Source organism: Streptomyces sp. NPDC001153 (genome assembly GCF_053598315.1).
In genome coordinates this window covers 114,270-129,815 of the sequence record NZ_JBSFJZ010000015.1, presented here as the reverse complement: position 1 = coordinate 129,815, position 15,546 = coordinate 114,270, and the positions used below count along the sequence as shown (strand labels likewise).

Genomic DNA, 15,546 nt, shown 5'->3' with positions numbered 1-15,546 from the left:
TCTTTCAGACCCGGATGACCTGCGGGCCCAGCAGGGAGTAGCGGTGGGCCTCGGAGGCCGGGAGCTGGGTGCTCGTCACGATCGTCTCCAGCGCGCCGACCTCGGCGAACCGGCAGAAGCTGACCGCGCCGAACTTGGTGTGCACGCCCGCGAAGACGGTGCGGCGCGCGGCCCGTATCGCCTGCGCCTTGACCTCGCTGACCGCCGGGTCGGGGGTGGTGAGGCCGTGCTCGCGGGAGATGCCGTTGGCTCCGATGTAGGCGAGGTCGATGACGAAGCCGGCGAGCATCTTCGTGGTCCAGTGGTCGACGGTGGCCAGCGTGCCGGCCCGGACCCGGCCGCCGAGGAGCAGGACCTGGATCTGCTCGGCCTCCGCCAGGGCGCCCGCGACCGGCAGGGACGCGGTGACCACGGTCAGCGCCCGGTCGGCGGGCAGGGCCTCGGCGATGAGCTGCGGGGTGAAGCCCTCGTCCACGAAGACCGTCTCCGCGTCCCCGAGCAGCTCGGCCGAGGCGGCCGCGATCCGGCGCTTCTCGGGCACGTGGCTGGTGGCGCGGAAGGCGAGCGTCGTCTCGAAGCCCGCGCTCTCCACCGGATAGGCGCCGCCGTGCGTACGACGGACCAGCCCGTGGTCCTCCAGGGCACGCAGATCGCGCCGGACGGTCTCCTTGGCCACGCCCAGCTCGGCGGCGAGCGCGGTGACGTCGACCGAGCCGGCGGCGCGCGCCGCCCGCACGATCGCGCGCTGGCGTTCTTCCGCCGTCCCTGTGCCCATGTCGTCACCCACCTTCCCGCGGAACCGCCCGTTCGGGCCCATGGGGGAAGTTCTACAGCGGGCGTGCGGCACTGACCAGGCCTGTTGCGGGCCCGATACTGCCCGCTTGTGCCCGTTCACCGAGGGCGGTGCCCGGCGCGGACCTGCGCGGCCGTGCCCGGCGGGGTGGGAGCGGGCGCCTCGGATGCCCGAATGCGGCGGCGGACGGGCCCGTTCGGTGTCCGCACGCGCGCGTGGACGATTGTTTCGAGCCGCCGGGGCTCTTTCGGCCGCAGCCTCTCCGGGGCCTCCCGCCCCGGCCTCGGCTCCGTGCCGCCCGGCGGCCGGGGCCGCAGCCGTCGCTGCGCGGCACCTGCCGGGCGTCGGGGTGTGGTGGGTGTGGCCGTCGCGTCGGCCGTCCTCCGTCGGGTTTGCGGGCCGGTGGGGGTTTGCCGTGTGTCCGGGTTCGGTGGCCTTTGCCGGGCGGGGTCATGGCGGGTGTGGCCGGGAGGGGGGGGCGCCGGGGCTGTGGGCCGTGTGGGTGCTGCTCGTGGGGTCCGGCCGATCGGTGTCGTTGCCGGGGGCCTGCCGGGCGTCGGGGTGTGGTGGGTGTGGCCGTCGCGTCGGCCGTCCTCCGTCGGGTTTGCGGGCCGGTGGGGGGTGCCGTGTGTCCGGGTTCGGTGGCCTTTGCCGGGCGGGGGCACGGCGGGTATGGCCGGGAGGGGGCGCCGGGGCTGTGGGCCGTGTGGGTGCTGCTCGTGGGGTCCGGCCGATCGGTGTCGTTGCCGGGGGCCTGCCGGGCGTCGGGGTGTGGTGGGTGTGGCCGTCGCGTCGGCCGTCCTCCGTCGGGTTTGCGGGCGGGTGGGGGTTGCCGTGTGTCCGGGTTCGGTGGCTTTCGCCGGGCGGGGGCACGGCGGGTATGGCCGGGAGGGGGCGCCGGGGCTGTGGGCCGTGTGGGTGCTGCTCGTGGGGTCCGGCCGATCGGTGTCGTTGCCGGGGGCCTGCCGGGCGTCGGGGTGTGGTGGGTGTGGCCGTCGCGTCGGCCGTCCTCCGTCGGGGCTTGCGGGCGGGTGGGGGTTGCCGTGTGTCCGGGTTCGGTGGCCTTTGCCGGGCGGGGGCACGGCGGGTATGGCCGGGAGGGGGGCGCCGGGGCTGGGCGCCGTGCGGGTGGTGCCCGTGGGGTCCGGCCGACGGTGTTCGCGCCGGGAGGCGACTGCTGGGCGGCCCGGCCCGGCCCGGCTCGGCCCGGCCCGGCTCGGCGCAGGGGCGAGGGGAGGTTCGTCGTTGTCCCGGGTGCACCGGTGGCCGCCGTGGGGACAGGCCCCGGTGCGGCGGCGGGACAGGGCCGTCACCCCGGTGCCGGCCGGCCTGGCGGCACGGCGTCCCGTCCGGCAGGCTCAGTACGGCCAGATCGGAGGGTCGTTCACGAAGTGCCCGCCCAGGTGGCTGTGCGCCGGGTTGCCCGGGTCCAGCTCGCCCTGCTCGGCGATCAGCTTCTCGGCGTACGGCTCGGAGTCGTCCTGCGGCTCGTAGCCGAGCGCCCGCGCGGTGGTCAGGTCCCACCACAGCCGGGTGTTGGCGGAGGAGCCGTAGACGACGGTGTGGCCGACCTCCTCGGCGGTCAGGGCCGCGTGGAAGAGGCGGGCGCCGTCGGCCGGGCTCATCCACACCGAGAGCATGCGCACGCTGGTCGGCTCCGGGAAGCAGGAGCCGATGCGCACGGAGACGGTCTCCATGCCGTGCTTGTCCCAGTACAGCTGGGCGAGGTCCTCGCCGAAGGACTTGGACAGGCCGTAGAAGGTGTCCGGGCGGCGCGGGGTGCCGACCGGGATCAGCGGCTCACCCGGGCGCGGGGCCGGGGTGAAGCCGACGGCGTGGTTGGAGGAGGCGAAGACGATCCGGGGCACGCCCTCCTGGCGGGCTGCCTCGTAGAGGTTGTAGGTGCCCTCGATGTTGGACTTGAGGATCTTCCCGAAGGGGGCCTCCAGGGAGATGCCCGCGAGGTGCAGGACCGCGTCCACGCCCCGTACGGCCTCGCGCAGGGCCCCCGTGTCGGCGAGGTCGGCGGTGATCGCGTCCGGCGCGTCCTCGACGGGGCGCACGTCGAACAGGCGCAGCGTGTACCCGTACGGCGGCAGCAGGGACCGCATCAGGGTGCCGAGCCCGCCGGCGGCGCCGGTGAGCAGAACGGTGCGGGGAGCGGGCATCGGCACTTCTCCTTGTGGCCGTTATTCACATACGTGGACACGCTAGAGAGCTTCGCCGCGCACCGTCAAGTGTGGCGTGAAGTCGGCGAATTCGCTCCGGGTGTTGCGAGTTTGCCTGCTTGACCTGCCATAAGGAGGCCCCGTAGCGTGGTCGCGTTCAGAAATATGGACGTGGATCAGAAACATGCACCGGTGTGTCCCAAGGGAGAGCCCGTGACGCCAGCCCCTCTCACCGAACGGCTCGACGAACCGAGCGGGCCCCTCTTCTTCCCCGTCACGGCCTACGGCCCCGACGGCTCGCTCGACCTCGACGTGTTCCGCACCCACGTCCGCCGCGGTGTCGCCGCCGGTGCCGCCGCCGTGTTCGCCTGCTGCGGCACCGGGGAGTTCCACGCGCTGCTGCCGGAGGAGTTCGAGGCCTGCGTCCGGGTGGCGGTGGAGGCGGCCGAGGGACGCGTCCCGGTGGTCGCGGGCGCCGGCTACGGCACCGCGCTCGCCGTCCGCTACGCCCGTCTCGCCGAGCAGGCCGGCGCCGACGGCCTCCTCGCCATGCCGCCGTACCTCGTGCTCGCCGGTCAGGAGGGCCTGCTGCGGCACTACCGGGAGGTCGCCGCGGCCACCGGCCTGCCGGTGATCGTCTACCAGCGCGACAACGCCGTCTTCGCCCCGCGGACGGTGGTCGAACTCGCCCGCACCGACGGGATCATCGGCCTCAAGGACGGCCTCGGCGACCTCGACCTGATGCAGCGGATCATCAGCGCCGTACGCACCGAAGTCCCCGGCGGCTTCCTGTACTTCAACGGCCTGCCCACCGCCGAGCAGACCCAGCTCGCCTATCACGCCCTCGGCGTCACCCTGTACTCCTCGGCCGTCTTCTGCTTCGCCCCCGAGATCGCCCTCGCCTACCACCGGGCCCTGACCGCGGGCGACACCGCGACCCTGCGGCGCCTCCTGGACGGCTTCTACCGCCCGTTCGTGGAACTGCGCGCCCAGGGCCGCGGTTACGCCGTCTCGCTCGTCAAGGCGGGCGTACGGCTGCGCGGCCTGGACGTCGGCGAGGTCCGGCCCCCGCTGCACGAGCCGGCGGAGGACCACGTCAAACAGCTCGCCCAGCTGATCGAGCGGGGCTACGCGCTGCTGGAGGAGGACGCGTGAGCGAGCGTCGGCACGGCTCGGACGGGGGACGCGTGAGCGAGCGTCCGTGCGGCTCGGAGGAGGGCGTGTGAAGGCGTCGGCGTTCGTCTACCCCTGGGACGTCAACGGGGATCCCGTGGCCCCCGCCCGCATCGCCGGGCTCGGCGTGGAGCAGGTGACCCTGGCCGCCGCCTACCATTCCACCCGCGCCCTGACCCCCCGCCACCCCCGCCACCGCATCGTCACCGCCGAGTACGCGGCCGTCCTCTATCCGCCGGGCGAGCGCTGGGCGGGCCGGGGTCTGAGGCCCTACCCCGCCGGCCGCTGGGCCCCCGGCGACGCCTACGGCGAGGCGGCAGCGGCCCTGACCGCGGCGGGCCTGGAGGTGCACACCTGGGCCGTCCTCGCGCACAACTCCCGCCTGGGCGCCGAGCACCCGGACACCTCGGTCGTCAACGCCTACGGCGACCACTACCCGTGGGCGCCCTGCATCGCCCAGCCCGCCACGCGCGCCTACCTGGTCGACCTGGCCGCCGAGGCCGCCGTACGCCCCGGCGCGCGGGGCACCGAGCTGGAGTCCGTCGGCTGGTACGGGCTCCAGCACCTGCACGCCCACGACAAGACCGGCGGTGTGGGTCTCGGCGAGGCCGGGCAGTACCTGATGTCCCTGTGCTTCTGCCCGTCCTGCCGCGCCGGGTACGCCGGACGGGGCCTGGACCCCGAGGAGTTGACGGCTTCCGTGCGGGCCGCGCTGGAGCCGCTGTGGCGGGGCGCGGCGGACGACGAGGGCTGGCCGACGGTCGCCCAGCTGCTCGGCGAGGAGAAGGCGGGCCGCACGCGCGCGTGGCGCGACGAGGTCGCCGGCACGCTCCAGGAGGAGGCCGTCGCCGCCGTACGCGCCGCCGCACCGGCCGGCTTCCAGGTCCTGCTGCACGCCGACCCGGTCTCGTACCACTGCGGTGCCAACGCGGGCGTCGACCCCGCCCGCGTCCTCGCCGTCGCCGACGGCGTGGTGGTGCCCTGCACCGGCGGTACGGCCCTGCTGGCGCCCTTCGCCGCAGCGGCCCGGGAGGGGACGGTGCTGGCCGCCAACCTCACCGTCGTCTCCGGCATGGGCGGCAGCCCCGGCACACTCGCGGTGGACGCGGCACGCGCGCGTGCGCAGGGCGCGACGGAACTGCGGCTCTATCACGCCGGGTTGGCGTCGGACTCGGACCTCGCCTCGGTGCGCGAGGCGCTGTCGGCGCGCTGAGCCAGGGAGGCCGCCGTCCCGAGCAGTGCGAGGCCGTACAGCGGCAACAGCAGCGCGGGGGAGGCCGGTTCGACCAGGGCCGCGCCGACGGCCAGTCCGACGGCGTTGGGTGTGAAGACCAGGGTGCCCGCGGTGGCCGTCGCCCGGCCGAGCAGCGGGCCGGGCGTCTCCCGCTGTACGGCGGTGAACACCGCGACGAGCACGCAGGGCAGGCCGAGACCGCCCGCCGCGGACGAGGCGAGGGCCACCGCGTCCGACGGCACGGCACGGGCGGCCACCGCGAGTGCCGTCAGCGCGATCCCCGCCGCCGCGAACCGGCGCGCGCCGAGCCGCCGCAGCGCGGCGCCCGAGACGAGCCCGGCCGCCACCGAACCGGCGCCCTGGACGGCGTACAGCACGCCCGTGTACGCGGGGGAGTGACCGAGACGGTCGACGACGGCGTACAGCGTCGTGCCGCACAGGGAGGTGAGGAGCATCGTCGCACCGCCCGCCCGGACCAGTGGGCGCAGCTCCGGGTGACCCCACAGGTGCCGGATGCCCTCCGCGGTCTCCTCGCGCCAGTTGCCGGCGGACCGGGCGGGCCGTTCCTCGCGCACCCGCAGCAGGGCGTACAGCCCGGCGGCGACCGCGAAGGTGCCCGCGTCCAGGCAGGCGACGGCCGGGCCGCCGAAGGCCGTGTACAGACCCGCCCCGGTCAGCGGGGCGACGAGCTTCATACCTTCGGTGACGGCCATGCGCAGCCCGTTGAAGTCGCCGAGGAGCTCTGGGCCGATCGCCGCGGTCACCAGGGCCGACTCGGCCGCGTCATGGACGACCTCGGCGGCGCCGTAGACCAGCAGCACGGTGAAGAGCAGCCAGAGGCCGCCCGGGGAGTGCACGGTGCACAGGGTGAGCAGCAGGGCCGCCAGGCCCGCGTTCAGGGCCACCAGCAGGGGCTTGCGGCGGACGCGGTCGGCGATCGTGCCCAGCGGCGGGCCGGCCACGGTGGGGGCCCACATGGCGAGCATGCACAGCGCGGCCAGGCCGTCGGAGCCGGTGAGGTCCTTCACCCACACACCCGAGGCCAGAAACAGCGCGGAGTTGCCGAAGCCCGACACCACCACGGCCGCCAGATACAGCCCCGCGTTGCGCTGCCGCAGCACGCGCAGCGGGGTCCAGGAAGTCGTCATGCCTGCTCATCGTGGGTCTAAGGAGGGGCGGCGGGGATCGGTAAGGTGCCCTGTCCCGGCACACCGGGCGCTCCACGAGGACGGGGCACCCCTCCCACTTCCGCGCTCGTCACTCCCCGGCTCGGCTGCCGCCCGCTTCCCCACGCTCCTGCGCCTCCTGAGCTCGGGGCCCTGCCCTTCCCGGCTGGGGCTTGCGTGCCTCCTGGGCTCGGGCGGGATGTGTGCCTCGCGGGCAGGCTCTTGCGCGCTTCCCGCGCCCGGGGCATGTGCCTCCCAAGCCCGGGCGCCCCCTGCCGGTCCCCGGGCTCCCGCTTCTCCGGTCCCCGGGCTGCCGCCCTGCCGGGTCCGGGCGCCCGCTGCCGGGCCTGGGCTCCTGCCGCTCCCGGTCTCCGGGCTCCTGCCGCTCCCGGTCCCGGGCTCCTGCCTCTCCCGGTCCCGGGCTCTTGCCCCTGCCGGTCCCGGGCTCTTGCCCCCTGCCGGTCCCCGGGCTCCCGCTTCTCCGGTCCCCGGGCTCCCGCCCTGCCGGGTCCGGGCGCCCGCTGCCGGGCCTGGGCTCCTGCCGCTCCCGGTCTCCGGGCTCCTGCCTCTCCCGGTCCCGGGCTCCTGCCCCTGCCGGTCCCGGGCTCTTGCCCCTGCCGGTCCCCGGGCTCCAGCCCTCTCGGGACCGGGCTCCAGCCCTCTCGGGACCAGGTTCCCGACCTCTCGGGACCAGGTTCCCGACCTCTCGGGACCAGGCTCCCGACCCTCCCTCCCGGGCGCGGTCTCCCGCGTACCCGTCCGTCGGCTGCCGTCGGCGGCAATCCGTCGGGACCTGTCGGTAATGGGCCTGGGGCGGGAGCTCGCCCGGATCTACTGTCGGCGGCATGCGCTGCATCGCCCCGATCCTGATCGGTCTCGTCTACGTCCTGCTGATGTCGCTCGTCCCGGAGCGGCACCGGCGCCGCCTCAACGCGGTCATGGTCGCCGGCGCGGGTGCCGCCTATCTCAGCGGCGGCGGCCTCGGCGGCTGGGAGTTCGTGTTCACCGCGGTGGCCACCTGGGTGGCGTACAAGGGCCTGGACTCCTGGGCCTGGATCGGCGTGGGCTGGCTGCTGCACACGGCCTGGGACGTGGTGCACCACCTCAAGGGGCACCCGATCATCCCGTTCGCCCACGACTCCTCGTTCGGGTGCGCGCTGTGCGACCCGGTGATCGCGCTGTGGTGCCTGGGCGGCGGGCGGTCGCCGTGGGAGCGGCTGCGCGGCACCGATGAGTTCTCGCGGGCCGGCCGGTCAGCCCTCCGTACGAGGAGTGCAACCGTGAAGGAGTAACGGCATGACCATGATCGACCTCGGCCCGCAGGCCCGGATCGTGGCGCGGCTCGCCGAGTCCGTGACCGACGACCAGCTGGGCGCACCCACACCGTGCCCGGACCTGGCGGTGCGGAACCTGCTGGGCCACATCCAGATGCTCTCGCCGGCCTTCCGCGACGCGGCCCGCAAGGACCTCGGTACGACGACCGACACCAACCCGACCGCCGCCGTGCCGGACATCGGCCCCGGCTGGCGGGCGGAGCTGCCCAAGGCCCTGGACGAACTGGCCGACGCCTGGCGCGATCCGGACGCCTGGACCGGGATGACCCGCGCGGGCGGGGTGGACCTGCCGGGCGAGCTCGCCGGTGCCGTCGTCGCCGACGAACTGGTCATCCACGGCTGGGACTTGGCCCGTGCCGTCGGCCGGCCCTATGCTCCCGACCCCGCGGCCCTGGACTCGGCCCACGGTTTCCTGCTCGCGGCCGCCGGGGACCCGAACCGCGGCGGCGGACTCTTCGGCCCGGTCGTCCCGGTGCCGCCGGAGGCACCCCTGCTGGACCGGGCGGCGGGGCTGAGCGGGCGGGATCCGGGATGGCGCCCGTAACAGGAACATCGATCATCGCATTATCGCGAAAATAGATCAGGACATGTTCCAGCGGTGGTTCACCCCGGACGGGAAAATCCTTTTTCCGGCCCGGGGGGTGAGAGGGGAAAGGTAAGGAATCCGGCTGCGCCGAGGCATACCGGGGGCGGCTCCCGGGGTGCACGGGGGTTGCGCGGACCGGGCCGGCTTCGAGGTGGCAGGCGCAAAATTACCCACCGGCCGACGGTTCTCTTGCGGCCGGCTCGATTGCGCTGCGATCGTTTGAGTGGCCGATGAATCTTCGGCTTTTCGTGCCGTATTCCCTTTCGGAACAGGAGTTGGTCATGCCTGCTCAGAACACCACGACGGACGTTTTCGACCTCGACGTCCGCACCATCGTGGACCCGACCGAGGAAGCGACCACCAGCATCGGCAGCAGCAGCGGCATCCCGACGCTGTGCAGCAACGAGTGCACGGGTGACTGCTGCACCATCTTCAACTGCAACTGACGCCAGGATCAGCCTGACGTGACAAGTGGCTCCCCTTCCGGCCGCGACCGGAAGGGGAGCTGCGGTCACCGCCCAGGAAGACGCTCAGGACGCCCAGAAAGCAGAGAATCCTGGTGACCGACGAGCCTTTGTACTCCTGTACCGGCTTTGCGCTGTTGCGTATTCCCACGCTGCCCGAAAAATGTTCCGAGGCAACCTTCGCCGACATTACGGAAGGCGCTGCCGACGAAACTCAGAAAAGCCTCGCATACCTCCGCGCGCTCGCCGCCGACGGCCTGCTGCGTGAAGCGGTCGAGATCTCCAGCCCGCCGCTCGCCCATCGCTGGGACGAGATCCTGCGCGGGGAGAAGCGCGGTGCCGCCGAGATCCGGCGCGCCGTCCGCGCGGTCACCTCGTACCTCCTGCGCATGGCCACGCGGTGCACCCCGTTCGGGATCATGGCCGGGGTCGCGGTGGCACGGTTCGCCGGGAGCGCGGGGGACACTCATGTGCGCCTGGGACCGGCGCACCGCAAGTCCGTCCGGCTGGAGCGGAGTTGGGTCACCGCGCTGACGGCCTCCTGGGCCGGCCGGCCGGAGGTGCTGCGCTGCCTGCGGCTCACGGCCAACAACCTGTGCCGGGTGCGCGGCGACCGGCTGGTGCTCTCCTACCTCCCGGACCTGGGTGTCGAGGAGACCGAACCCGTGCGCGAGGTCAGCGTGCGCCACACACCGGCCGTCCGCGCCGCGCTGGACACCGTACGCACGCCACTGCCCTGCCCGGAGCTGGCCAAGCGCCTGGCCGAGCGGTTCCCCTCCGCCCCCGACGGGGCGATCGTCCGGATGCTCGCCGGTCTGGTCCGCAAACAGGTGCTGCTCACCGACCTGACCCCGCCGGCGGAGGCACCCGACGCCGCGGCGCACGTCCTGGACACGCTGGGCGCGCTGCCCGGGCGGTCCCTGCCCGAACTGGCGGAACTGCGGGAGATCACCCGGTGCCTTCAGGCGTACCGGGACCGGCCGCTGGGGAAGGGCCGGGCGCTCTGGTCCGAGGCCGGCACCCGGATGCGCCGGCTGCGGCCCGCCCAGCGGGGCATCCAGGTCGATCTCGCGATGGACGCGGAGGTACGGCTGCCCCCCGAGGTGGCGGCCGAGGCCGAGCGGGCGGCGGATCTGCTGTGGCGCCTGGCCCCGGAGGGCACCGGCTACCCCGCGCTGCGGACCTACCACACGGAGTTCGTCGAGCGGTACGGCGTGGGACGGGCCGTCCCGGTCACCGACGTACTGGACCCCGACGCCGGGTTGGGCGCCCCCGCCGGCTACGAACACCCGCCCGGCAACCGCCCCCTCCCGCCACGGACGCCGGAGGTGACCCGACGGGACCGGCTGATGACCCAGCTCGCCCAGGAGGCGCTGCTCCGCGGTGCCCAGGAGGTGGTCCTCGACGAGGCGCACCCCCTGGTGGGCCGGCTCGCCCGTCCGAAGACCGCACGCGCACCCTCGATCGAACTCGTCACCCGGCTGGTCGCGCCCTCGGTGCGGGCCCTGCGCGACGGCGAGTTCCGCCTGGTCGTGATGGGCGGCTCGGCGGGCCCCGCCGCCGCGACGTTCGGGCGGTTCGCCGCTCTGCTCCCCGACGGACTGCGCCCGTCCCTGACCCGCCTCGCCCGGGTCACCGACGGCGAGCGCGCGGACGCCCTGCACGCCCAGATCGTCTTCCAGGCCCGCCACGGCCGGGGCGACAACGTCACCCAGGTGCCCCAGTGGCTGGAACACCGGCTGCCCGTCGGGGTGTTCGCCGACCCCGCCGATCCGGGCACGCTGGCGCTCGGGGACCTCGCGGTCTGCGCCGACCCCCATCGACTGGTGATCGTGGACACGGCCGGCGGCCGGGAGGTCGTACCGAGCGTGCTGCACAAGCTCAACACCCGCACCCTGGCCCCCAACGCGGCGCGGCTGCTCGACGAGATCGGGCGCGGCCAGGTGCGCGGCGTCCACTCCTGGGAGTGGGGCCGCGCCGAGGAACTGCCGTACGTGCCCCGGGTCCGCTACGGCCGCACCGTCCTCAGCCTGGCCCGCTGGCGCCCCACCGAAGCCGTCCTCGACCAGGACACGCCGTACCCCGCATGGACCCGGGCCGTCGCGGAGTGGCGCGAGCGCTGGCAGGTCCCCGACCGGATCTGCCTCGTCTACGCCGACCAGCGCCTCGAACTCGACCTGACCAGCCCCCTCCATCTGAGCCTGCTGCGCCACGAGCTGAAGCGGCGCCCGGAGACCCTGGTGCTGGAGAGGTGGGACGCCGGCGGGGCGGGAGGCGGATGGCTGACCGGCCCCGAGGGCACCCACCGCAACGAGCTGATCATCCCGCTGGTGGCACGGCCCGCCGGGGCGGCGCGGGACGAGCCCGGCCCGGTCCGGACCGCGCGGACCCGCCGGCCCGCCCCGCGCCGGACGCGCTCCGCGGAGCACCCGCCCGGCGGCGAGTGGCTGTACGCCACCGTGCACTGCACGCCCGCGCGGCAGAACGAGCTGCTCGTCCACCACCTGGACGACCTGCTCGACGGCCTTCCCGAGGACGTGGACCGCTGGTTCTTCATCCGCTACCGCAGCCCCGACGACCTGCTCCGGCTGCGCTTCCACGGCGCGCCGGACACCCTCACGGCAACCCTGCTGCCCAGGCTGCACCGCTGGGCCGCGACGCTCCGGTCCGCCGCGCTGATCCGGGGCATCGGCCTCTGCACGTACGACCCCGAACTGGAGCGCTACGGCGGCCCCCGCGCCATGGCGGCGGCCGAACGGGTCTTCCACGCCGACAGCCTGGCCGCCGTCGAGGCACTGAGGCTGCGGGAGACCGGGCGGCTCACCCTGGATCCGGTCACGGTGGTTGCGCTGGGCCAGGCCCACATCGCCCGGACGTTCTGGACGGCGTACACCGCCGACGAGGCGAAGAGCGCCCAACCGGCCTGGCTGGGGCGCGTCCTCGACGCCGTCCCGCGCGGCGAGATGCACCACGCCTTCCAGAAACGCAGGCGCGAGGTGCTGCCGCTCGTGGACGTCCACGGAGACTGGCCGGGACTGCGCGGCCGGCCGGGAGGCGAGGAACTGCTCGCCTCATGGCAGGCCCGTACGGCGGCCGTCACCGCCTACGCGCGCACCCTGCGCACGCTGGGCGACGACGCCTGGTCGGCACCCGTGCCGGTCTTCCTCTCCCTGCTGCACATGCACCACAACCGGGTCATCGGCATCGGCCCGCAGGCCGAACAGGCCGCGACCGCCGTCATGCGCGGCGCCGTGCAAGCCCATCGAGACCGCATCAGGAGCTGCTCATGAGCGCCCCCGTACAGGACACGGCCACCGAGGCGACCGACGCACGGATCGGCGCCGTCGTGACCGAACTCGCCGAACGGCTCATCGACCCGGAAAGCGTGGCCACCGCCGCCCGCGCCCCCGGCAACGCCGACCTGCTGACCGGCATGCCCTGCGCACAGTCCCCCTGGGGCACCCTCGGGCTGGGCGAGGCCCATGCCGGTGTCGCGCTGCTGTTCGCCGAGCTGTCCCACACCGAGGAGCGCTTCCGCGGCGCCGCGCACGCCCACCTGGCCGCCGCCGTACGGGGGTTGAGCGGGCCGACCGAGCGCGGGCTGTTCGGCGGCGCCGCCTCGCTCGCGTTCGCCGCCCACACGGCCCGGCACGGCGCGGACGACTACGCCGGACTGCTCGACACCCTCGACGGCCGAGTGACGGCACAGCTGAACCGGCTGCTCACCGACGAGGAACGACGGCTGGCGTCCGGCCGGGCGGGCGTGCGGATGAGCACGTACGACGTCGTCGCCGGCGCCACCGGACTCGGCCGCTGCCTGATGCTGCGCGGCGACCGGCACCGCGAGGCGCTCACCGACGTGCTGAGCTATCTGGTGCGCCTGACCGAACCCGTCGAAGCGCACGGACACCGGGTACCGGGCTGGTGGGTGCCGCTCGAGCCCGGCCACGGTCCCCAGTTCCCCCGCGGACACTTCAACCTCGGCCTGGCGCACGGCGTCAGCGGGCCCCTCGCGCTGCTCTCGCTCGCCTGGCGCGAGGGCGTACGCGTCCCCGGCCAGCGCGATGCCATCAGCGCGATCGCCGGCCACCTCCTCGACCACCGGACCGAGCAGGGCACGTGGCCCGGGGTACTGAGCTTCGACGCCTTCGTGGGCGCGGCGGACCCGCACGCCGGCCACTCCCGCATGATCGCCTGGTGCTACGGGACGCCCGGCACCGCCCGGGCCCTCCAGCTCGCGGGCATCGCCCTGGACCGCCCGGACTGGCGGAAGGAGGCCGCCGACGCCCAGGCCACGGCGCTCGCGGGGCTGCTGGGCACCGTCACCGACAGCTCGCTGTGCCACGGCTGGGCGGGACTGCTGCACCTGACCGGCCTGATGGCCCGGGACAGCGGCGACCCCCGGCTGACCGGGCGGCTGCCCGCGCTGGCCTCCGCCCTGCTGGCCGCCCATCGCCCCGAACTCCCCTTCGGATACGAGTACGTCCGCCCGCAGCTGGGCGAAGGACTGCGGCAGGCACCCCATCGCGCGGGCTTCCTGGACGGGAGCGCGGGCATCGCACTCGCCCTGCGCGCCTACGCGGCCGGCGGCTGCGCCTCACCCTGGCAGACCGCCCTCCTGGTGGCCTGATGAGGGGCCCGCAGATCCCTGTGCGGCGCCCGCACCTCCGTAGGGGGCGCCAACGCCGCCGCGCCCGGCCGCAGTTGCCCGTTTCCGACAGCGAGCGGCTGCTCTTCGGTGGCGCCCTGCGCTACGAATCGGCGTACGCGGGACATGAGTTGCCCCTGCTGCGGATGGGCCTGTGGACCATGGCCCGGCAGTTCCCGCAGGTGATCGGCGCCGTGGCGAAGGCCGCCTGGCGCGAGGACCGGACGGCGCTGCTCACCCTGCTGGCCGCCGAACTCGGGCAGGGGCTGATGCGGGCCTTCGCCCTCGTGGCCACCAACACGGTCCTGCTGGCGCTGTTCGCGGCCGGTCCCACCCCGGCACGGCTGCGCCAGGCCCTGCCCGGCCTCGTGGCCATGGCCGCCGTCGCCGCCCTGCTCGCGCTGCTCGGGGCGGTGTCGACCGCGGCGTCGGGACGGCTGGAGCCCAAGGTGGAGCGCGTGTGCACCGCCCGGTTCTACGAGGGCGTGATCCGCGTGGAGCTGGCCGCGCTGGAGGACCAGGCGGTGAGGCGCACGCTGGACGCGGGGAAGTTCGGCACCGACTCGATCCGTGCGATGCTCGGTTCCTCCGTCCTCGTGCTCAACGCCCTGATCAGCCTGGTCGCGGCGGCCGGCGTCCTGTTCCTGCTGCATCCGCTGCTCGTCCTCACCCTCCTGCTGATCGCCGCCCCCCAGGGGTGGGGCGCCGTCCTCTCCGCCCGGCGCCGGTACGCCTCCCGCCACGCCTGGATCGAGCACCGCCGCGCCATCGCCGTCCTCACCGAGAAACTCACCGACCAGCGGTGCGCCGCCGAGATCCGGGTGCACGGCGCCGGGCGCCTGCTGGTCGGCGCCTATGCGGACATGTCCGGGACGATGGAGCGCGAGCAGTGGCGGCTGGCCCGTGCGGAGGCGGTGACGCAGACGGCCGCCGCGGCCGGGTCGGGGCTGGCTGCCCTGGCCGCCTACGGACTGCTGTGGGCGCTGCTGACCAGCGGCGGAATGCCCCTGGCCGTGGCCGGCACCGCCGTGATCGCGGTACGGACCGCCGGCGCCGGGCTCCAGTCCCTGGTCATGCAGGTCAACCGCCTCTACCAGGAGGCCATGTACCTCAAGGACTGGGAACGTGCCTGTGCCACGGCACGGCAGCACGCCATCCCCGCCGGCGGCTCAGCCGTTCCCGGCCCGTTCAAGGCGGTCCGGCTGGAGGGAGTCTCGTTCACCTACCCCGGTGCCACCGCGCCCGCGTTGCACGCGGTGGACCTCACCATCCCGCGCGGGCAGGTCGTCGCCCTGGTGGGGGAGAACGGCTCGGGCAAGACGACCCTCGCCAGACTCGTCGCCGGGCTCTACCTGCCCAGCGGCGGACGCCTGTGGTGGAACGGGACGGAGATCCGGGACGCCGACCGGGCGGCCGTCTTCGACCAGGTCGCCGTCCTCACCCAGGACTTCCCGCAGTGGCCCATGACCGCACGCGCCAACGTCCACATCGGCCGCAGCGACCGGAACTGCGCACAGTACCGCGTCGAGAAGGCCGCGGCCGACGCGGACGTCGCCGGTACCGTCGCCGCCCTGCCGTACGGCTGGGACAGCCTGGTGATCAAGGGGTTCGAGCGCGGCACCGAGCTCTCCGGCGGCCAGTGGCAGCGACTGGGCAGCGCCCGGGCCCGCTACCGCTCGGCGCCGCTGCTCATCGTGGACGAGCCCACCTCGGCCCTCGACCCCAAGGCGGAGATCGAGGCGTTCCGCGCCCTGCGCGACCTGGCCGACCAGGGCACCACGGTGCTCCTGATCACCCACCGCCTCGCGGCCACCGCCACCGCCGACCTGATCTACGTCCTCGACCACGGCCACCTCATCGAACACGGCACCCACAGCCACCTCATGACCCTCCCGAACGGCCGCTACCGCACCCTCTACGAGGCCCAGGCCGCCCAGTACGCCCCCGTACCGGGCGCCTGACGCCCCGGTTCCGCTTGCC

Annotated in this window: 11 protein-coding genes; 8 read left to right on the top strand and 3 right to left on the bottom strand. The window is 74.4% G+C overall.

The features are described from left to right. Nucleotides 1-4 precede the first annotated feature (4 nt). Both ACWDEN_RS19185 and ACWDEN_RS19180 read right to left on the bottom strand, forming a co-directional pair. Nucleotides 5-775, bottom strand: coding sequence for a DeoR/GlpR family DNA-binding transcription regulator (locus tag ACWDEN_RS19185; protein WP_450859723.1), 771 nt, complete (start codon nt 773-775; stop codon nt 5-7). Nucleotides 776-2,151: 1,376 nt separating this feature from the next. Next, nucleotides 2,152-2,961 carry an NAD-dependent epimerase/dehydratase family protein gene (locus ACWDEN_RS19180; protein WP_450859722.1) on the bottom strand — a complete coding sequence of 270 codons (810 nt, stop codon included), beginning with the start codon at nt 2,959-2,961 and terminating at the stop codon, nt 2,152-2,154. Nucleotides 2,962-3,174: 213 nt separating this feature from the next. On the opposite strand from ACWDEN_RS19180, the gene ACWDEN_RS19175 reads away from it, so the two are divergent. Beyond that, nucleotides 3,175-4,116, top strand: a complete 942-nt coding sequence (locus tag ACWDEN_RS19175) for a 5-dehydro-4-deoxyglucarate dehydratase (RefSeq protein WP_351605038.1) — start codon at nt 3,175-3,177, stop codon at nt 4,114-4,116. Nucleotides 4,117-4,183: 67 nt separating this feature from the next. Next, nucleotides 4,184-5,347 carry a hypothetical protein gene (locus ACWDEN_RS19170; RefSeq protein ID WP_450859721.1) on the top strand — a complete coding sequence of 388 codons (1,164 nt, stop codon included), beginning with the start codon at nt 4,184-4,186 and terminating at the stop codon, nt 5,345-5,347. Here the strand turns inward: ACWDEN_RS19170 and ACWDEN_RS19165 are convergent. Then, nucleotides 5,284-6,516: an MFS transporter gene (locus ACWDEN_RS19165; protein WP_450859720.1), complete on the bottom strand. Its 1,233-nt coding sequence runs from the start codon at nt 6,514-6,516 to the stop codon at nt 5,284-5,286. The two genes, ACWDEN_RS19170 and ACWDEN_RS19165, sit on opposite strands and share 64 nt — an antisense overlap. A gap of 863 nt (nt 6,517-7,379) precedes the next feature. Here ACWDEN_RS19165 and ACWDEN_RS19160 point away from each other — a divergent pair. The 6 genes from ACWDEN_RS19160 (at nt 7,380) to ACWDEN_RS19135 (ending at nt 15,527) form a co-directional block, all read left to right on the top strand. Next, nucleotides 7,380-7,826 (top strand): DUF6010 family protein, encoded by a 447-nt coding sequence (locus ACWDEN_RS19160; RefSeq protein ID WP_351605046.1) that lies wholly within the window; start codon nt 7,380-7,382, stop codon nt 7,824-7,826. A 4-nt stretch (nt 7,827-7,830) separates the two neighbouring features. Further along, nucleotides 7,831-8,412, top strand: a complete 582-nt coding sequence (locus ACWDEN_RS19155) for a TIGR03086 family metal-binding protein (RefSeq protein WP_450859719.1) — start codon at nt 7,831-7,833, stop codon at nt 8,410-8,412. Between the two features lie 323 nt (nt 8,413-8,735). Beyond that, the gene (locus ACWDEN_RS19150) at nt 8,736-8,900 is read left to right on the top strand and encodes a hypothetical protein (protein ID WP_351605050.1); all 165 of its coding nucleotides are present in this window, start codon (nt 8,736-8,738) and stop codon (nt 8,898-8,900) included. A gap of 155 nt (nt 8,901-9,055) precedes the next feature. Continuing rightward, the gene (locus tag ACWDEN_RS19145) at nt 9,056-12,208 is read left to right on the top strand and encodes a lantibiotic dehydratase (RefSeq protein ID WP_450859718.1); all 3,153 of its coding nucleotides are present in this window, start codon (nt 9,056-9,058) and stop codon (nt 12,206-12,208) included. Beyond that, nucleotides 12,205-13,548: a lanthionine synthetase C family protein gene (locus ACWDEN_RS19140; protein WP_450859717.1), complete on the top strand. Its 1,344-nt coding sequence runs from the start codon at nt 12,205-12,207 to the stop codon at nt 13,546-13,548. Before ACWDEN_RS19145 ends, ACWDEN_RS19140 begins: the two co-directional genes overlap by 4 nt. 74 nt (nt 13,549-13,622) lie before the next feature. Next, nucleotides 13,623-15,527, top strand: a complete 1,905-nt coding sequence (locus tag ACWDEN_RS19135) for an ATP-binding cassette domain-containing protein (protein WP_450859716.1) — start codon at nt 13,623-13,625, stop codon at nt 15,525-15,527. Nucleotides 15,528-15,546 lie beyond the last annotated feature (19 nt).